This is a genomic window from Leptolyngbya sp. FACHB-671 (assembly GCF_014695745.1).
In the GTDB taxonomy this organism is placed as follows: domain Bacteria; phylum Cyanobacteriota; class Cyanobacteriia; order Elainellales; family Elainellaceae; genus JAAUTN01.
The window spans coordinates 15,339-33,618 of record NZ_JACJOV010000059.1; the positions used below are offsets into that span (position 1 = coordinate 15,339).

At 49.3% G+C, this 18,280-nt stretch carries 14 protein-coding genes; 5 read left to right on the plus strand and 9 right to left on the minus strand.

Annotated features, from left to right (window positions below; translation table 11 throughout):
- Positions 1-89 precede the first annotated feature (89 nt).
- Together H6F93_RS06610 and H6F93_RS06615 are read left to right on the plus strand one after the other, a co-directional pair.
- Positions 90-908, plus strand: a complete 819-nt coding sequence (locus H6F93_RS06610; protein ID WP_206755711.1) for a DODA-type extradiol aromatic ring-opening family dioxygenase — start codon at positions 90-92, stop codon at positions 906-908.
- 229 nt (positions 909-1,137) lie between these two features.
- A complete protein-coding gene (locus H6F93_RS06615) occupies positions 1,138-1,278 on the plus strand; it encodes a hypothetical protein (RefSeq protein ID WP_190679793.1) in 141 nt (46 codons plus the stop codon).
- Between the two features lie 111 nt (positions 1,279-1,389).
- Here the strand turns inward: H6F93_RS06615 and H6F93_RS33295 are convergent, their stop codons facing one another.
- Positions 1,390-2,316: a hypothetical protein gene (locus H6F93_RS33295; RefSeq protein WP_199313527.1), complete on the minus strand. Its 927-nt coding sequence runs from the start codon at positions 2,314-2,316 to the stop codon at positions 1,390-1,392.
- Positions 2,317-2,540: 224 nt separating this feature from the next.
- Between H6F93_RS33295 and H6F93_RS06625 the strand changes: the two genes are divergently transcribed.
- Positions 2,541-2,984, plus strand: coding sequence for a DUF4385 domain-containing protein (locus tag H6F93_RS06625; protein ID WP_190645508.1), 444 nt, complete (start codon positions 2,541-2,543; stop codon positions 2,982-2,984).
- Positions 2,985-3,118: 134 nt separating this feature from the next.
- Here the strand turns inward: H6F93_RS06625 and H6F93_RS06630 are convergent, their stop codons facing one another.
- The 6 genes from H6F93_RS06630 to hppD are packed head-to-tail and all read right to left on the minus strand — an operon-like array spanning position 3,119 to position 10,515.
- Positions 3,119-5,260 carry an AMP-binding protein gene (locus H6F93_RS06630; RefSeq protein ID WP_190679794.1) on the minus strand — a complete coding sequence of 714 codons (2,142 nt, stop codon included), beginning with the start codon at positions 5,258-5,260 and terminating at the stop codon, positions 3,119-3,121.
- A 2-nt stretch (positions 5,261-5,262) separates the two neighbouring features.
- Positions 5,263-6,528 carry a cysteine desulfurase-like protein gene (locus tag H6F93_RS06635; protein WP_190679795.1) on the minus strand — a complete coding sequence of 422 codons (1,266 nt, stop codon included), beginning with the start codon at positions 6,526-6,528 and terminating at the stop codon, positions 5,263-5,265.
- A gap of 40 nt (positions 6,529-6,568) precedes the next feature.
- Positions 6,569-7,246 carry a 2OG-Fe dioxygenase family protein gene (locus tag H6F93_RS06640; RefSeq protein ID WP_190679796.1) on the minus strand — a complete coding sequence of 226 codons (678 nt, stop codon included), beginning with the start codon at positions 7,244-7,246 and terminating at the stop codon, positions 6,569-6,571.
- Positions 7,247-7,294: 48 nt separating this feature from the next.
- Entirely contained in the window at positions 7,295-8,215 is a 921-nt protein-coding gene (locus tag H6F93_RS06645; RefSeq protein ID WP_190679797.1) for a hypothetical protein, read from the minus strand.
- Between the two features lie 3 nt (positions 8,216-8,218).
- Complete coding sequence (locus tag H6F93_RS06650) at positions 8,219-9,391, minus strand: homogentisate 1,2-dioxygenase (protein ID WP_190679798.1); 1,173 nt, start codon at positions 9,389-9,391, stop codon at positions 8,219-8,221.
- A 32-nt stretch (positions 9,392-9,423) separates the two neighbouring features.
- Complete coding sequence (gene hppD / locus H6F93_RS06655; protein WP_190679799.1) at positions 9,424-10,515, minus strand: 4-hydroxyphenylpyruvate dioxygenase; 1,092 nt, start codon at positions 10,513-10,515, stop codon at positions 9,424-9,426.
- A 620-nt stretch (positions 10,516-11,135) separates the two neighbouring features.
- Between hppD and H6F93_RS06660 the strand changes: the two genes are divergently transcribed.
- The gene (locus tag H6F93_RS06660) at positions 11,136-12,026 is read left to right on the plus strand and encodes a hypothetical protein (RefSeq protein ID WP_190679800.1); all 891 of its coding nucleotides are present in this window, start codon (positions 11,136-11,138) and stop codon (positions 12,024-12,026) included.
- Positions 12,023-13,333, plus strand: coding sequence for a fumarylacetoacetase (gene fahA, locus H6F93_RS06665; protein WP_190679801.1), 1,311 nt, complete (start codon positions 12,023-12,025; stop codon positions 13,331-13,333). The genes H6F93_RS06660 and fahA overlap by 4 nt, the downstream gene beginning before the upstream one ends.
- A 44-nt stretch (positions 13,334-13,377) precedes the next feature.
- On the opposite strand, the gene H6F93_RS06670 is transcribed toward fahA, so the two are convergent.
- Both H6F93_RS06670 and H6F93_RS06675 read right to left on the minus strand, forming a co-directional pair.
- Complete coding sequence (locus tag H6F93_RS06670; protein WP_190645493.1) at positions 13,378-13,776, minus strand: tetratricopeptide repeat protein; 399 nt, start codon at positions 13,774-13,776, stop codon at positions 13,378-13,380.
- Between the two features lie 521 nt (positions 13,777-14,297).
- The gene (locus H6F93_RS06675) at positions 14,298-18,140 is read right to left on the minus strand and encodes a WD40 repeat domain-containing protein (RefSeq protein ID WP_190679802.1); all 3,843 of its coding nucleotides are present in this window, start codon (positions 18,138-18,140) and stop codon (positions 14,298-14,300) included.
- Positions 18,141-18,280: the final 140 nt, after the last annotated feature.

Sequence of the window (18,280 nt, forward strand, 5' to 3'; positions counted from 1 at the left end):
CAATATTTTGCCTATTGATGAACTAATAGTATATGAATATAGTGAGTTATATCGGCTACGGGGCCATAACCATCAAACAGAATTTAGATATGATAATGCCTGAATTTCCGACCTACTTTGTTTCTCACGGTGGTGGACCCTGGCCCTACATGAAAGACCAATTGGGTCAAAAGTTTGCTCTGCTCGAAACTTCGTTACAGGATATCCCTCGCCAGTTAGGAGCGACACCCAAAGCAGTGCTAATGATTTCGGGACATTGGGAAGAAGAAGACTTCACTGTTTCGGCGAGTCCAAATCCTCCAATGATTTACGATTATTCAGGATTCCCCGCGCATACATACGAAGTGAAGTATAGTGCCCCAGGTTCACCAGAATTGGCTATTCGCGTCCAATCGCTGATTCAGAGTGCTGGATATTCAGCCCATCTTGACCCAAAACGCGGCTTTGACCACGGTACTTTTACGGTGATGTACCCCATGTATCCGCAAGCACAGATTCCTGTCGTTCAGCTTTCGCTCAAGCGAAGCTATGACCCGAAACTTCATTTGGAAGTAGGACAAGCATTGGCTCCATTGCGAAAGGAAGGTGTACTCATTATTGGTAGCGGATTGAGCTATCACAATCTGAGGAATTTTGGGCCAAATGGTGCAGAAGCATCCCAGCAATTTGATGATTGGCTTCAGCAGACGCTGGTGCAATCTGAGCCAACACAGCGAGTTGATAAACTTATCCATTGGACTAACGCCCCTGCTGCACGATTAGCTCACCCACAGGAAGACCATTTACTACCGTTGATGGTCGCAGTTGGCGCAGCCCAAAACGAGCCAAGTGTTTGTGTTTATCATGATGAAAATAACTTTGGCGGTATTGTTGCGTCTAGTTTCCGATTTGGTAACGTCGCAGCATAATTCTGGATTGGTCTCTATTGCATTACCTGAAAAATGGAATTGTACCCATACCGGATTAATTCATCCCGCAATTATGCAACGCACAGCAGTGTCCGCTCATCCTGATCTCGTCTCGATTATTGTTCCTGTGCTGCTTGGCAGAGGTATTGACGGACTGCTTCTATCCATCAAAGGAAGACTAAAAGCCGCAAGCCATTGAGTTTGAATCTCGTAAACACTACATCAGCAAATGCCTCGTTCGTACTTGAAGGCTGCTGAGGTTGAGCAGTATAAGGAGGCGATCGCCCCTGTCAAGGAACTGAAGCGTCTGAAGCGGGAGATTGAGGTGCTACGGCAGAAGATTGAGAGAGTCGAGCAGTTGGGTGGATAGGTGAGGCGATCGCCGGTTTTTCAAAACTCTGGCACCCTTAGCAGAGTATCCCTGATGGAGTAGGTGACTGCTCCGCTGAGTTTAACTACAGCCCCTGCAGTTAGGTAGAAGCTATAGCCAAAGCTCTGCCTGCTTCTTTTTCAGGCTTTTAATGTGACGGATGATGACTGCCAAAGGATTAATCCCTTGTATGAGTAGCAACCCTATCCAGCAAAGCAGTTTAAGTTGGCTAAAAGCGGAAGGACGAGTGAGGCTTTCGTGGATAGCAATTCGGGCTTCATCCAAAAAGCTGTCGTATTCCTCCACAATTGGAGCGTCATGAAAGACTCGCCCATTGATGCCGTTAACACCGCTCACCCAATGGTTTCCCATCTGAATTCTATCGAGCTGAGCAACTTCAAGGTGATAGAGGTCATGATAGTGAATCCAAACGTTTCGGACTTTAACCCCTCTCTTACCGACTTTGATTGGAATCAGGCTAATACTGCCTAGTCTATGCTTCAGGGTCACTGTTTTGGCATGATTGGTGCCATTTGCTAGCCAAACTTTCGCCAGAGCAAGCAGCTTTCTGTGATAGTGAGTACACCAGACGGCGAATTTTCCTTTTCTGCCTGATATCAATAGTTGATTCTGGTTTTGCTGAGAAATGAGTGGAGTGTTGGAGGGGTCGTCTAACAACAGGAAAAGATAGTAAGGAAATCTGGTAAAGCAGAGTGGCGATCGCCTCAAATGCTGATGCTCCCTTTGAGTGAGGCACTCTTTAAACTGTTGTTTGAGGTCGTGACGATACCGAGCTAAAGTATCTGCGGATAGGCGATCGCGTCGTCTATAAACAGCAAAAGCGCGCAACAACAGTCGTTTTATTTGAGGTGCAACCTGTTCATCCAGTTTTTCCTCTGCCCACAGCGCTATCTGCAGCGTGTTTTGCTGTCGCTTTGAGAGGGGATTTGCATTGAGCTGATGCTGTTGTGAAGCAGCAGGGTGTTTGGTGGAAACTAAGCATTGATTTAAACAGTGATGAGAAAGGTAGCCAATCATGCTGGATTCAAAACTCTACTATCTTTCTCTCAGGAGAAACGCTGTTTTTTGGGTGATAGCTTAAGTCCAAGACCTAAATACGGGTATGTTTAGCAAACGCGAGTCGATGTTCTAACTAGACTGGCGGTAACTATATCAGTAGGGCGATTTCATCAGCAATGAATTTGGTCAAAATAAGGAAACTGGATCAAGATTAGTTGTTTTGGGTTAGTGAACTTCTGTAGATGAAGGAATTTGATTACTCGCTCGATTTCAAGGCGATCGACTTTCGCCAGCATCCAGAACTGTACCGGATCGGTCGAGGCGAACAGGGCGTTTTGCTAGTTGAACCCTACAAGAGCGAGATTTTGCCCTACTGGAGATTCAAAACCCCAGATATTGCCCGTCAATCTGCTGACAAAATCTACAGCCTATTTCTCCAATACAAGGCGGAGGGCGATTTCGTTGGTATGGACATGGCACGAAAGTTTTTGCAGATGGGGTATACCAGAGCGCGTCGCTATGCCAACCACAAGTCAGGACGCAAGTATGCAGCAGGTTCCAAAACGGTTCTACCCCGTGAAGAAGATCCAATCAAAGCTGAATCTGCCAAGATTTTCTATGAAAAGTGGCAATTGGTGAAGGCAGATCCAGAGTATTTACGATTAGCTACATACCACCGCGACTAGTATGAACGCCCTTGACAGTTTTTGCGACACAACCGCCCAGCTTGCCAGTCGCGAAGGTGGTTTCATACAGCAACTGATGTAGCGGAAATGGATGACTGGGTTGCAGTAGCTGGTGCGTCCAGTGATGTTCTCACTTAGTGCTGCCGATCGCACTCTAGCCCATCCCAAAAGACGGCGATCGTGTTATAATGCTCCCGCAACACGCGACGCAGGACTTTCTGGGAGGCGGTGCGAGGTAAGGACTCCACGATGACGAGATCGCGCACTTTAAACAACGGATTAAGCTGCTGGGCGATCGCCTGCCGGCACTGCGTCTGTAAGGCTGCTGACGTTAGCTCAGTCCCTAGTCGTACAACGGCATAGATAACCAGTTGGCTTGGTCCCCCTGCCGGAGGCGAGACCGCGATCGCTGCCGTTTCCTGAATCTCCTCTAGCTGATTGAGCACCCGTTCAATCTCAGCCGAACTGACCTTAATGCCGCCTAAGTTCATCGTGTCATCTACTCGACCACAGACGCGGTAGTAGCCGTTGTCCAGGCGTTCTAGATAATCACCGTGTCGTCGTAGGGGAGTTATGGATGCAGCAGCACCAGCCGGTAAATTGCCCCTGGATGGGTCGTTCGGCAATCCCTTCCACAGGGGAGTGTCAGCAAAATATACGTGATGGTGGTCTTGGTTAAGCAGGGTGGTGGAAAGTCCTATCGCAGGGGGCACAATAAACGCTTCTCCTTTGTCAGTAGGTTGACCGTTTTCATCGAGCAGCACTACATCCAGACCCAAGGCGGGAGTGGTAAAGGTTGCTGGCGCACAGGGTTGAACCAGCGTCCCAGTGATGTAACCACCGCCAATTTCAGTGCCGCCGCAGTACTCGACAATGGGACGATAGCCAGCTAGCGACATTAGATACAGCATGTCCTGTGGATTCGCACATTCTCCAGTCGAGCTAAACGCTTTGATGGCGCTCCAGTCCAGTCCCTCCATGCAGTAAGTCGTTCTCCAGACATTGACCAAACTGGGGACAACTCCCAACATCGTCACCCGCGCTGCTTGAATAAATTCGCCGTAGCCGCGAGTGGTGGGTGCACCATCGTACAGCGCGATCGTCGCTCGATTAATCAGGCTGGCGTAGATTAGCCACGGTCCCATCATCCAGCCTAAACTGGTTGACCAAGCCAGCACATCTCCTGGATGCAGGTCGTGATGCAAATGACCATCCGCAGCACACTTAATTGGGGTGGTTTGCGTCCAGGGAATCGCTTTCGGATCGCCAGTTGTACCCGAGGAGAACAAAATATTGGTGGGGTCCATAGCCGATCTTGGTACCGCGTTAAAGGTGTCGTTCTGGCTGAGAAAATTGCGCCAGGTCAAATCTTCTGGGCGGACCACTACAGGATCAGCACATTCAGAAAGCACGATCGCCAGGGGCGCGTTGGCTGCTATCACTTTGTGGTAGAGCGGCAGGCACTTGCCCCCCCAGTGCATCACATCTTGGGTAAAAATTGCCCTGGCGTGGGCGATTCGCAGCCGTGCGGCGATTTCTGCTGGTGCAAAGCTATCGGCGATCGACACGACGATACAACCTGCTTGGACAATGCCCAGGTAAATTGCCACGGACTCAGGCGTCATCGGCAGATCAATGGCGATCGCCTCCCCCGGTTGCACTCCCAATTCCACCAAACCATGAGCAACACGGTTGGCAAGGCAGTGTAACTCCTGATAAGTCCACATCCCCAGTGACTTACTGCGGGATTGCCGTTCTGAGCTAAAGATAATCGCTGGTGCAGTGGCAGAGGCTTGAAAACAGCTTTCGACAATATTGAGGCGAGCATCAACCAACCATTGCGGAGATTCCACACCTTGAGATAAATCGACAATCTGGCTGTAAGGCTGCTGTAGGCGAATGCCGAGCCGTTGCACCATCCGGTCCCAGAATTTAGCCCGGTTCTCGATAGACCAGGTGTGCAGTTGTGAGTAAGTCCTCAGTTGTAATGCCTGCATCAAGGCAACAATATTGGTAGACTGAGCTTGCATTTGCGTCGGGAACCAAGCCGGGGGCATTTCCTGGGTTACATCCCAATCACAGAAAGCTGTTTTGTACAACAATTCGTGTAGGGAAAACGGGTGTTTGGGTGTTAGTAAATGCTGAGTCAGATCTTGCCAGCAGGCGATCGCAGGTAGCGTTGCGAGGGATTGATTAATGTGGGGCAGGATTTCAGTAGCGGTCTCTGCTGTCACATCGCAGGCGATGATCTGCTCCAGGGAAAGTTGCTTTGCCATCGCTACCCCCTGTCCAGGTGAAAGTGTGACGTAGTAATCTCATTCAGAGCTTTCAGCAAACGATTCACTTCAGCCTCGGTGTTGTAGTGGACGAGGCCAATACGCACAAAGCCACCGCTTGCTTCAAGCTCTAGCCGTTGCGTCAGTCCCAACGCATAGAAGTTGCCATGCCAGACAAAAATTCCCCGATCGCCCAATTCTTTTGCAACCGCGTAGGGAGTCTGCCCCTTCAAGCGCAGGGCAACGGTGGGAGTGCGCCAGCTAAAGCGACTCGGTTCCGTAATGCCGTAAATGGTCAGCTCTGGAATTTGTAACAATCCCGGAATCAACAGTCGGGCTAACTTCCGTTCATAGTGCTGAATTGCTTCCATCGCTTGTATCAGGGCAGCCCGATTCCCCAACTGGGGTGAAATCCGATGACCGAGTTTGGTCAGATAATGCAATGTTGCAATCAGCCCGGCCATGCCTTCATGGTTCTGGGTGCCTGTCTCCCAGCGACCGGGAGCACCGTCGGGGGCGGGTCGCACCTTATAAGGAAGAAGCCGCGCCAGATGTGTCCGTTTGCCGTATAAAATGCCAATGTGAGGACCAAAAAACTTATAGGCAGAACAAGTGAGAAAATCACAATCCAGTGTCTGCACATCGATCGGTCCGTGGGGCACATAGTGAACCGCATCAACAAAAACTAAAGCTCCCACCGCATGGGCAAGGCGCACCACGGCAGCTATATCATTAATCGTGCCGACGGCATTAGAGGCATAGCCGATCGCCACCACCCGTGTCCGCTCATTTATCATTTGTTCCAGACTATCCATGTCCAGCGTACAATCCTGGGAATTAATATCGACCACACGAAGGACTACGCCCTCCGCTGCCAAGGTAGACCAGGGTGTGACATTGGCATCATGATCCAGCCGGGTAACAATGATTTCATCTCCCGGTTGCAGCTCTCGTCCGATCGCCCGACTGATGGCAAAGGTCAGGGTTGTCATGTTCGCCCCAAACACGACTTCGTCTGCATCGCAACCCAGCAGACTTGCGACAGCCGAACGGGCAGAGGCAATCAGACCATCGGTCTGGGCACTGGTCAGAAAGGCTCCGTGGGCATTGGCGTTGGAATGCAACAGGTAGTCGCCCATTGCTGCGATCGACGTTCGTGGCACCTGAGTCCCACCGGGACCATCAAAGAAAACAATGGGTTGACCGTTGAGTTCCTGCTGAAGTGCCGGAAATTGCTCACGAATCCAGTCCAGATCGAGAGAAGTCATAACGATCTCCTAATATAGAATTGCCTCGTGCTGCCAACCATTAGTTTTTTCCAGGCATTAATCCAGGGCAGGTGAAAACAAAGACATCCCGAATGCCCTGTTTAATGGAGCTGGTTTTGATTTCAGAAGTGAAATGGAAAAATTGTCGATCGCTGAATACCAGCAGTTCATCCGGATTGAGAATTTTGTCAAAAATTGGCTGCTCCTGCCTGGATCGATAAAGATGAGTTTCTCCACCTTCAACACCTCTCCGTTGGACGCAGAAAATTCCCACCAGATCGACCCCATCCCGGTGAATTCCTTCAGGAGCTGGACTTCCCATGTGCTGGCTGGAACTGGTAATGCGAATCTGGTGAACGCCAATCTCGTTGGCTGTTGAGCAAAGTTTGCAGAATTCAAAGAACTCTAAAACCGTTTTTTGAAAATCCTCCAGCTCAATCAGGGCATCCGCTAACTCTGGATACTCTCTGACAACATTACCCAGCAAAGGATTGTAATCTTTGGTCTGAAAAAAGAGTCTATGCGGTAAATGAACCAGACGATCAGCTTCAACTCTAAAGTGAGATAAACGCCGGAAACGATAACTGCCTTTCAGATAAGGATCAACAGGAAGATCATCAAAGAATGGCTTCAGTTTATCTATGTCAACAGTAGTTAGCGCTTCTAATGCATAACTGGTAAAAGAGTTAACATTCTGGTTCTTCAATGACAAAAGCATTCTTTCAGCCTCCTGGCTCGATGATTTCATTGCACTGACAGTTCAAAATCAGGCGTAAATGGCGTTTAGCCGATCGCACTCTAGCCCATCCCAAAAGACGGCGATCGCCTCTAAGATTTCCTGACCGCCCTGGATAAACTTGGCTCGATCGAATCCCGCTTGGAAATAGACCGCTTCCAGTTCTTCCAGGGTGTGTCCGGCATGTTGGGCTTCCACGCGGTTGTGCCAGGTGAAGAATGCCAGTCGCAGTTGGGGATGACGCAGTTGTTTAATCTGCATCAAGCCATCTTCTAACTCTTGCCAAAAGCCTGCTGCTGCCCAATTTTCTACGGCAAAGCTGGCACCTTCGGCAATATTGGTATCGTCACTGCCGTAGAGGCGTTGCAGTTCATCACAGAAGTGCAGCGTGGTGGCGCTCCCGTGCTTCCGTTGACCAATGTCTTCATAGTGCAACCCCAGCCCCTCGGCTACGGCAGTCAGCCACTCAAAATGAGCCGCCCGGAAGCGACAAATACCACCATCTACCGTTCCTTCGGTGCTGACAAATTCCGGATCACCTTCTCGATCTTTTTCCTCGTCTGTTTGAGTCATCTGGGTACCCGCCGTGCCACTCAACTTGCGATAAATCACGCCCAGTTCATTCAGCAAAATCTCCCGACTGGCACGAGACTGTTGCAGGGTGGGCGAGTTGATCACTTTCAACAGGGCTGCAACTAAGAATTGATTGGAAAAGACAGAAAATTGCTGGATAAAATACCGCAATTCCTCATCGGTCGCGTTGCCTGCCTGAAACCAGCGTGTGTAGGCATTGTCGGTGAGGATGCGGTCCTGAAAAATGACCCGATCAACCTGATTGAGAAAATCTTGAAATTCATTCACCCGCGATCGCGTTAACTCTCCTTTCTGTAACCGCACTTGGATTCTGGGAGAGATCGTCAGTGAGTGAGCGTTAGGGGTAAGAGTGACCATAAATCAACTGCTCCTTCGATCAATTGTCCAACTGTAGGCATACTGACAGTCTTCTAATGCGATCGCCTGCTGAGTGAACTGCAATGGGCGAAACGTGTCGATCATCACCGCCAGTTCGTCCGTCCGGTCCTGACCGATCGAGGCTGCATACTTTCCGGGATGGGGACCGTGGGGTAGACCGCTGGGATGCACCGTGATTGACGATCTCTCTATCCCGTTACGTGACAGAAAATTCCCTTCCACGTAATACAGCACTTCATCTGAATCGACATTGGAGTGGTTGTAGGGAGCGGGAATTGCCAGCGGGTGATAATCCAATAGTCGCGGCACAAACGAGCAGATCACAAATCCTGGTGCTTCAAAGGTTTGATGAACGGGTGGCGGCTGGTGAACTCGTCCAGTAATCGGTTCAAAGTCAGCAATGTTGAAGGCGTAAGGATAGAGATGACCATCCCAACCCACTACGTCCATTGGATGATGGTGATAGGTGTAGGCTGTGATGCGATCGCGCGCTTTCACCCGGACTTCAAACTCACCCACCTCATCGCGAGGAACTAATGCTTCGGGTGGTCGCAAGTCCCGCTCCCCGTAAGGTGAGTGTTCTAAAAACTGTCCCTCACAATTGAGGTAGCGGGCTGGTGGGGCGATGTGTCCCTGAGCCTCAATCACCAGCAGCCGTTGGAGAACGTCCACATTGGGCAGGAGACGCCAGATCACGCCTGTGGGAATCACCAAATAATCTCCAGGGCGATAGTGCAGTAAGCCGTATTGGCTCTCTAACACACCGCTGCCGTCGTGGACAAACATCACCTCATCCCCATGAGCAGAGCGATACCAATAGGACATGGGTTCTGTCGGCTGCGCCACCGAGATACAGATATCCGCATTTGCCAGCAGGGGAATGCGAGACGAAATGGCATCGCCTGCACTCATGCTTTGGGCAGTGCGTAAATGGCGGGGCTGCAAAGCGACAGGTTGCTCATATTCCAGGGCAGTTGTTTGCACTAGCCGCACGGCATCTACCTGAGTAGGTGGGTGCAGATGATAGAGCAGCGATTGAATTCCCGTAAAGCCATGTATTCCCATCAGCTCTTCGTGGTACAACGAGCCATCCGGTTGACGGAATTGCGTATGGCGCTTCTTAGGAATTGTGCCGAGACGGTAGTAGTACGTCATGGTTCTGTACCGTTTTGCTCAACTGCTGCCCCTCATAAATTGCCGCGCAATGCCTGTTCTCGCTCGATCGCCTCAAACAGGGATTTGAAATTGCCTTCGCCAAAGCTTTGCGCTCCGTGCCGTTCAATGATTTCAAAAAATAGGGTGGGCCGGTCTTCAACGGGTTGCGTAAATATTTGCAGAAGATACCCCTCCTGATCGCGATCGACCAGAATTCCTAGATCTGCCAGTTGGTCGATCGGTTCATTAATGTCGCCCACGCGGGCGGTTAAATTGTCGTAATACGTTGTGGGAATCCGAAGAAATTCAACACCAGCCTCTCGCAACTGAGTGACGGTTTGAATGATATTGGCAGTTGAGCAGGCAATGTGCTGCACTCCCGGTCCTTGATGGTATTCCAGGTATTCTGCAATTTGGGATTTTCGCTTGCCTGGAGCAGGCTCATTGATCGGTAGTTTGATTTTGCCAGAGCCGTCCTGCACCACTTTAGACATCAGCGCGGAGTATTCAGTCGAGATCGCTTTGTCGTCGAAATGCACCAGTAGCTCAAAGCCCATCGTGTCCGCAAAGAACTTAACCCAGTGCTCCATGGCACCCAGTTCAACATTGCCGACAACGTGATCAATGGTTTGCAGCCCGGCTGAGTGATTACGACGCCTAACGGGTTGCGGCAGGAATTCTGGGGCAAAAATGCCGTGATACTCAGTGCGATCGACAAACTTGATCAGCACGTCACCATAGGCACGGATAGCGGCGTAGTGCAATAAACCATGCTCATCCTCAGCAGTGGTAGGGGGAATAACGCCGATCGCCCCGCGTGCCGTCACTTGCTTATAAGCGGCGATCGCATCGGGCACCGCCAGGGCAATCACAGCCACATGATCACCATGTTTCAGCACACGATGAGCAATAGGATGGTCAGGACTGACTGCCGTACTGAAAACAAAGCGAATATTGCCTTGCTCCATTACATAAGAGGCAACTTTACGGCTACCGGTCTCTAACCCACAATGGGCGGTATTGGTAAATCCAAATAATGTTCCATAAAACTTGGCGGCTTGCCACGCGTTGCCTACATAAAACTCAAGGTGATCGAAGCCAAGAACGGGAAAAAAATCAGTCATGTGATTCCTCCCTCTATTAGGAAGAATTAATTATTTGTAGCGATTGAGGACAACTCAGAAAACAGATTACAGACATTGCACATAAAACTTGCGCGAGGCGATCGCGACTAATTTCAACAAAAAATACTCAACAAATTTCGATTCAAAAATTGTTAAGTCAATCACCGAGTTCAAAACACTAGAAAGCTTGCAAACTCTCTATCATTCTTTGAGGTGAGTGGCTTAACTTAAACTGAGAGTCCATAAGTAAATTATAGATTTATTGTCTAGGTTCGCCCAGTTGAAGTAACTAATTATTAAGGCTATCTTGACGTCTATCACTAATAGAATAGCTATAATTCCTGTCTGCTTTATACATCTACAGAAGCAAGTTTTTCAATTGGTTCAGTGCGACAAAAAGTTAATCACATTGTTAATAGAAATTTGATCAGAATGTCGAATTTCTGTTGCAAAACTGTACAAATTATTTGCAAACTTTTTTATCCAAAACGCCTAACCTCTCTAGCGCTAGATGGAGTTAAGCAAAAACTCGACTATAATTAGATTCTCATTGGTTAGCAACACTCACTCTTCACTACTCTTTCCTGCTGCCTGATGTTTGAAAAGAGGAGATACATCGCGTGTTACTCTCCCTTAAACAACTGCTCTCGGCGGTCGTAGATTATGCTGGATTGTTTCCTCCTGCCCAGTTGAGTCTACCCGAAGCGCTAGCAACCTACGATCGCGCTTGGTCTTCTCTCCATCACTGGATGCTTGGTCATTTTGTGGTACCAGCCTCACGATTACCTGAACTAATTCAACTTTTGCCAGGCTTGCCTAGTCGGAGCAGTTCCTCTCAGCCCTGGACACTGAGCGTCATTCTTTCGTCAAACTGGGTAGCCGAACTTGAGCAGATTCACCAGCTCAGCCATGCCACTAGCCAAATTTTGATTCGCGCCTTGGAGGTTGCACCGTTACCACCAGACAAGATCCAGCAGGTTTACCAGCATTTACCGACAGAAGTAACCGCTTTCTTTGAAATTCCGTTTGGTGTGGATTTGGCACCTTACCTGAAAATTTTGCAGCAGCCCGGTACTGCTGCAAAACTGCGGACAGGCGGACTCACCAATGATGCCTTTCCTGACAGTGGACAGCTTGCTCAGCGAATACTATCTCTAGCCGAAGCCCAGATTCCCTTAAAGGTTACAGCAGGGTTACATCATCCTCTGCGAGGTCAGTACCGCTTAACCTCTCAAGCTGACAGTGCCTCTGCCACCATGCATGGTTTTTTAAATGTGCTGCTGCTGGCAGCCCTGGCTTATCAAGGCAGTATTAGTGGTGATGAAGCAGTGGCAATTTTGGAGGTGCGATCGCACCACTCGTTCCAGTTCACCGATACGACTATCCATTGGCGGGAACACTCCCTTACCTTGTCTGAAATTGGACGCTCCCGGCAGCAGTTTTTCCACTCGTTTGGTTCTTGTTCTATTCAGGAGCCGATCGCCGATCTTGATCATCTGGAACTTCTATGATTTGTGCCATTGACGCCACTCATGATCCAAACCTACGGAGCTGGGTTGAGTCGGCAAACACATCCGACACCGAGTTTCCCATTCAAAATTTACCGTTTGGGGTATTTCAACGATTGGGCAGCAGTGATGCTCCGCGAATTGGGGTGGCGATCGGTGACCAAATTTTAGATTTGGCTGCATGTCGCACCCTTGGATTATTTGCAGCGCTGCCTGAGCCTCTACAAGTTGCCTGTGCAGCGCCAAATTTAAATGCTCTGATGGCGATGGGGAAAACAGCCTCATTCCCGTTACGCCATCATCTAAGTCAATTACTGCGGACGGGTCAGGAACCATTAGCCGCTAGCCAAATCCTCATTCCCAGAACAGACGTGCAGATGCAGTTGCCTGCCACGATTGGGGACTACACAGATTTCTATGCCTCGATTTTTCACGCTACGAATGTTGGCAAGCTGTTTCGTCCTGACAATCCACTATTACCGAACTACCAATATGTGCCGATCGCCTACCACGGGCGAGCCTCATCTATCATGCCTAGTGATACTCCGATTCAGCGCCCCTCTGGTCAACAGAAACGCCCTGAAGATAAAGCTCCCAGCTTTGGTCCCTCCCAAATGTTGGACTACGAGCTGGAAGTGGGATGCTTTGTCGGGATGGGGAATGCCTTAGGAGAAGCGATCGCCCTGACTCAAGCCGAAGACCATCTGTTTGGTCTTTGTCTGGTGAATGACTGGTCAGCGCGAGATATTCAAGCCTGGGAGTATCAACCCCTTGGGCCCTTTTTAGCCAAGAGCTTTGCCACAACGATTTCTCCCTGGGTAGTGACGATGGAGTCGCTTGCACCCTTTCGCGGCTCTGCCTTTACCAGAACCTCTGATGCCCCAGAAACCTTACCCTACCTCACGGACTCGGTCAATCAAGCGCAAGGTGGCATAGCTCTGACCTTGGAGGTGTTCCTCACTTCTGCTCAGATGCGTCAAGCAGGAATTGCTCCTGTGTGCCTGAGCCGTAGTCCGTTTCAACAGATGTATTGGACCGTGGCGCAAATGCTCACCCATCACACCAGCAACGGCTGCAATCTTCGTCCTGGAGATTTGTTAGCCAGTGGCACTGTTTCGGGCGCTGACGTTGGGACTCAGGGATGCTTATTAGAAATCACCCAGCGCGGCAAGCAACTCCTGACGCTACCCACTGGTGAAGTGCGATCGTTCCTTCAAACGGGGGATGAAGTAACATTTCGGGGGTATTGTGATAGGCAGGGTTATCCCCGAATCGGATTTGGCGAGTGCCAGGGACAGGTGATCAGTTAGCTTCATCGTTCATCATTATCCTCTGCCAAAAACAACTCACAAGTTTAAGCATAAACAAAAGGAATCAGCTTTTGTTTGAGCCAAACGTCGTCCCAAGCATGCAAATAAAGAGGATCAGGATGAAGCGCAATAGCACGATCGTAGGCTTCCAAAGCAGAACCTTGCGCCCCCATCTCTGCTAGCAAAAGTCCTCGGTTAAACCAAGCTTGATGGTAGGTCGGATTAAGTGCGATCGCCCTATCGTAACAACTGAGTGCCTCAGCTTGACGCTGCAACGCACTTAACGCATTAGCACGATAATTCCAGGTTTGACAGTTCTTGGGTTCAAGGCTTAAGGCCCGATCAAATGCAGCGATCGCTGCTTGATATTGTTCCGCCCCACAAAGAGCACAACCCTGTGCTTGCCAGTCAGACGGAGAATAGATATCTTGTACAGAATTCATAGTTTATACCTTTGGTGACTCTCTGATGACTCTGCTTGGGACAATGCGGTTTGGGTGGGCGATCGCTGAATTGTACCTTCTCCGTATCCTAAGTCGTACTGGCCGAATTGCTCTGGATCATCTCTAGTGAATCCTTAGAGCGACTACAGCAACTATCCTCTTTGCCACGACTAACCCAATCCTCCTCACCTATCCTGGGAATGTTGCTCACTCTTCCTATTCTCGGCACTGCAAACAATTAATTTGGGTCTATAGTTTGAGCACTCTCTCTTGTTTTAGCGCGCCTGCTGATCAGTTGGCTCAACCATTAGACAGTTTTAGCCGAACAGCCCAGACTACTGTATAAACAGAGTGGAAGTGTCACACTTGTTAAGACGACAAACAAGATGTTACTCGACACAAGAATTATCGTGCTTATTCTTCAATTTCTCCGATTAAGTTGGACAATACCTCGCTTAGTGGTGCAGAAAACTTTTTGAGGACTCATGAATGAAATGTTGCATAGCTTCACCACAGAGTATTTATTCGGGAGAGCAGTTCAGCCTACTACGCAATTCTGGATGCTGAGTGAAGTAGGGGCTTAGCCAGGAGCAACCTTGTTCTAGGAGAGTTGATAATTTTGGAATCTGCCACTGATACACTCTATTGCTATTGCCAACGCTAAAGATCGATTGTCCATCATCACTAAAGCTGACATTCTGAATGGACTGTGGCAGTGTGATGTCGCTCATCAATTGCCCGTCTACTGTCCATAGCCTCAGCGAACTACCAGCAACAGTGATAAAGCTTTGGCTATCGGGGCTAAACACAAGACGGTAGATAGGGTCTGTGTGTGCTGTAAAGTCATTTAATAGCTGTCCCTGGCGATCCCAGAGTTTAATATTGCCGTTTATCCCAGTAACTGCAAAATACTCTCCATTTGGGCTAAATTCAATCGCGTAAGCTTCGGGTTGAGATTGATCCAGCGTTTTGACTAGCTTTCCTTGAGCAGTCCAAATTTTTACAGATCCGTCATAGCCTGTGGTAATCAAGTGTTGCTCATCGGGGCTAAACTGCATGGCGATAATGCTCGACTCGTGAGCTTTCACAGTTGCCAAAACGTCTCCACTTGCAGACCATAACCTCAGGTTTCCGTCCGTTTGACCTACTGCAAAATAATTGCCGTTGGGGCTAAGACTTGAAGTACTGATAGATGTTTGGGACGACAAGTGAGTTTGCAATAGTTGCTCTCCTTGACGATTCCAAAGGACAATCTGGTTGTTGTTGGCAATGCCTGCGATATAGCTACCATCATGGCTGAGGGCAAGGGAACTAATGTAGGGGAGGCTACCTGTTAACTCCTGAAGGAGTTGACCTTCTGAATTCCATAGGCGGATTAACCCCTCTTCTCCGGCGATCGCCACTACCTGACCATTCTGACTAAATTGAGCATGAGGATGAGATTGCCCAGATACATCTAGCGTTGCTACTTGCCGCCCTGCCATATCCCACAGCTGAGCCTTGCCTGCCGTATCGATACCAATCACGCGATTAGTTTGCTCGTTTAGATCTGCTATTGGCATCAAGCCAGACGTAGCCCCTTGTAGCGGATACTGGTTTGGGCTTTGCAGGTTCCATGTTTGAATCGTGCCAGCAGTTGAAAAGGTGAGCAGGCGATGCGAAGCAGTTCCCCCTTCGGGGTCATCGCCCTCTGGAGCAAACCAGGCATTGAGAATTCGACCTTGTCCTCGCACAATTGAAACGCTTGGCTGAGATGATTTGACTTGTTGCCGCAGGTAAATATTGCCAGAGTAATCGCTAAAGATGAGATGATCACCTTGCGGACTGACCTGCAAGTTTGGCTGCATTGGAGTGATTTGTGAATCAGGACGGACGTTAGGCACCTTTGGAGAGTGTTGTTCTCCAGTAGGTGTCCAATGGCTCACCTCACCATTGACGGTAATTACAACGATTTCATCGCTGGATATAAACTGAGCATCAGCAATTGATTTGTATAAACCATTGCCGTCATCCGGAAACCTAATCTCGCCAAGGCGATCGCCATCCAGCGTCCACACTTGAGCGATGCCATCCATGCCGACGGTAAGTAAATGCTGATTATTAGGACTCCAGTGCATCTTCTCGTGAGGAGAGGCTTTGAAACTGGCTAGAGTTTGACCGTCGCGTGACACAATTTTTACATTGCCTCGCTCGTCAATTGCCGCCAGATGTTGTCCATCCGGACTGAAGTGAACTGCATGAAGATTGCCCTCAAAGCCCTCCACTTTGAACTGGTAGCGTCCTTGAGATGACCAGATATCGATGGCTCCAACGCTAGCTACGGCTAGCCATTTACTATCGGAACTAAATGCTAGAGCCCACACTGAACGGTTTTCAGGCTGTTGAAATTCTTGCAGGCGATCGCCCTGTCGATTCCACAGTCGGATCTTGCCATCATATCCAGCAGTGGCAAACATTTGACCATCAGGGCTAAACTGCATTGCTAACTCACTTCCACCATGATTTCCTAAATCAGCAATCAAGGTTCCTTGAGTCGTCCACAGTTGGGCTTTAGGTGGTTTCCCAGTAGAGTCAGAGGCAGAAGCCGTTAGCACCAATTCTCCATCGGGGCTAAATTGGGCTGCACCTAGATCAGACGGAAAGCCTGTCACTCGATTTTGTTCATGAATCTGGTTTAGAACAGTGTGCAAAGCCAGAACGGGACTGGTCGCCGGATATTCAGATAGGGAATGATTGCCTTTCACCAGTTGATTAAGTTCTGCTCCTGCCTCCATTGCCGCCACCAAAGCATCCAGTTGAGAGGTCTCAAACTGTCGCAGAACGCTCATTCCCTGTTGCTCTAAACGTGTGCCTGTTAAAGCAATTTGCTGTTTTTGTAGGGCAATACTGGCAAATGTCCCTGCGATCGCGGCTCCTATCATAGAAACAGCTAGCACCAGTGAACCAATTTGAATTCGGCGCTTTGCTTTGTGGTTAGCGATCGTCAAAATTTGATTCGCTTTGGCGATCGCTTCCTTTTCCTGTTTTTCAATATCCCAGCCAATTTGAACCTCTAACTTCTCTAGTTGAATCGTGCGATTTTCAGCGTCCTGACTTGCCGCCAAAAATTGGTAATCCTCATCGCTCAAGCTTTTGCCTGCCGACCAGTTCAGCGCTTCTCGTAGCGATTGTCCTCGCAGTAAGCGAGAACTGTCTTCGCGGTTAGAAGCGATCCAGGCGGCGATCGCATCGTTGTAAATCCGCAGATTACCCAACTGCTCACTCACCCAATCGGCATCAAACACCGTTTCATAAATCCGGTTAGCGACCCACAGTTTGCCCTGGCGCTGCACCACCAAACCCGACAGTTTCAGCGCCATTTGCTCCGCCGAATCATCCGCCAGAATCGATCGGTCGGGAGCCAGCAAGATCTGTTGATAAAGCCCCAATAGTCGCCCTGCTCGTTGCTCATTGCGGAGGAGGCGATCGCGTATAGTTTTCAGATGTTCTGGATAGTCCTGCGCTTCCCAGTTGGTGAGAAGATGAGTTTGAATCAGGCGATCGACATCACTTTCTCGCTCTTTTACTAATAGCTGACACACCTTTTGAGTAAGGAATGGCTGTCCACCCGTCCAGCCCAGGATGTTACGCAACGAAGCTTGAGGGTGGTCAACAGCTTCTGTTAAACCATCTGCTAAGAGTTGTGCCTCATGCTCTGCAAACCCATATAAATCGATCGCTCGACCAATGTTGAAAGGAGTGCGTTTGGTATCGCTGATCAAATCACTAGGGGTAGCAACTCCCAACAAGGCAAACGTGAGACGACGATAGGCTGGATGATGGGCTCGTTTGTTGTAGCAGGCGCGGATCAGCACAAAGAAATCGTCTAGTGAGTCCCGAAAACTGAGAACACTGTCGATCTCATCAATAAAGATGACAATTGGTTGAGACTGCTTGAGTAAAATCTCTTCGAGCAGTTGGCTGAACCGCTGAACGGGTGAAAGGGAGCCGCGATCGCTCCACCAGGTCATAAACTCTCTGGAGCTAAACACGTTCAGGTTGCTCACGAGCTTATAGGCAACGCCGCCATACCACTGCTCTAGTGATACTTGATTGCCAATATCGGAAATGTCGATCGTGACACAAGCAATTCCCTCTGCCTGTAACCGATTCATCACCTGCACCTGAAGGCTCGATTTACCCATCTGGCGCGAATTCAACACATAGCAAAACTCTCCTGCCTTCAGCCCCTCATAAAGGTCAAGGTCAGCCTGCCGCTGAACATAGGTAGGAGCATTTTCAGGTAATGTGCCGCCCGCCTGATAGTAGGAAGCGATCGCTCCTTCAGAGAAACCGTTTTGTATCGCCTTGTTGTGTGCCGTCATAGTTGTTTCGACGCTAAGTGAGAGAAATAGATTCTGGTGGGAACCTGTTTTCTCTCATGAAACTAGGGGGGTTGGTGAGTTCAAGCAGGAGAACTTTGCGCTGCGATTGACTTGCTATCGACTTTATCGACATACTATCG

What these genes read in the sequence shown, in the direction of transcription:
- H6F93_RS06610 (WP_206755711.1), top strand. Translation starts at nt 90, where the DNA reads ATGATAATGCCTGAATTTCCGACCTACTTTGTTTCTCACGGTGGTGGA.
- H6F93_RS06615 (WP_190679793.1), top strand. Translation starts at nt 1,138, where the DNA reads ATGCCTCGTTCGTACTTGAAGGCTGCTGAGGTTGAGCAGTATAAGGAG.
- H6F93_RS33295 (WP_199313527.1), bottom strand. Translation starts at nt 2,316, where the DNA reads ATGATTGGCTACCTTTCTCATCACTGTTTAAATCAATGCTTAGTTTCC.
- H6F93_RS06625 (WP_190645508.1), top strand. Translation starts at nt 2,541, where the DNA reads ATGAAGGAATTTGATTACTCGCTCGATTTCAAGGCGATCGACTTTCGC.
- H6F93_RS06630 (WP_190679794.1), bottom strand. Translation starts at nt 5,260, where the DNA reads ATGGCAAAGCAACTTTCCCTGGAGCAGATCATCGCCTGCGATGTGACA.
- H6F93_RS06635 (WP_190679795.1), bottom strand. Translation starts at nt 6,528, where the DNA reads ATGACTTCTCTCGATCTGGACTGGATTCGTGAGCAATTTCCGGCACTT.
- H6F93_RS06640 (WP_190679796.1), bottom strand. Translation starts at nt 7,246, where the DNA reads ATGCTTTTGTCATTGAAGAACCAGAATGTTAACTCTTTTACCAGTTAT.
- H6F93_RS06645 (WP_190679797.1), bottom strand. Translation starts at nt 8,215, where the DNA reads ATGGTCACTCTTACCCCTAACGCTCACTCACTGACGATCTCTCCCAGA.
- H6F93_RS06650 (WP_190679798.1), bottom strand. Translation starts at nt 9,391, where the DNA reads ATGACGTACTACTACCGTCTCGGCACAATTCCTAAGAAGCGCCATACG.
- hppD (WP_190679799.1), bottom strand. Translation starts at nt 10,515, where the DNA reads ATGACTGATTTTTTTCCCGTTCTTGGCTTCGATCACCTTGAGTTTTAT.
- fahA (WP_190679801.1), top strand. Translation starts at nt 12,023, where the DNA reads ATGATTTGTGCCATTGACGCCACTCATGATCCAAACCTACGGAGCTGG.
- H6F93_RS06670 (WP_190645493.1), bottom strand. Translation starts at nt 13,776, where the DNA reads ATGAATTCTGTACAAGATATCTATTCTCCGTCTGACTGGCAAGCACAG.
- H6F93_RS06675 (WP_190679802.1), bottom strand. Translation starts at nt 18,140, where the DNA reads ATGACGGCACACAACAAGGCGATACAAAACGGTTTCTCTGAAGGAGCG.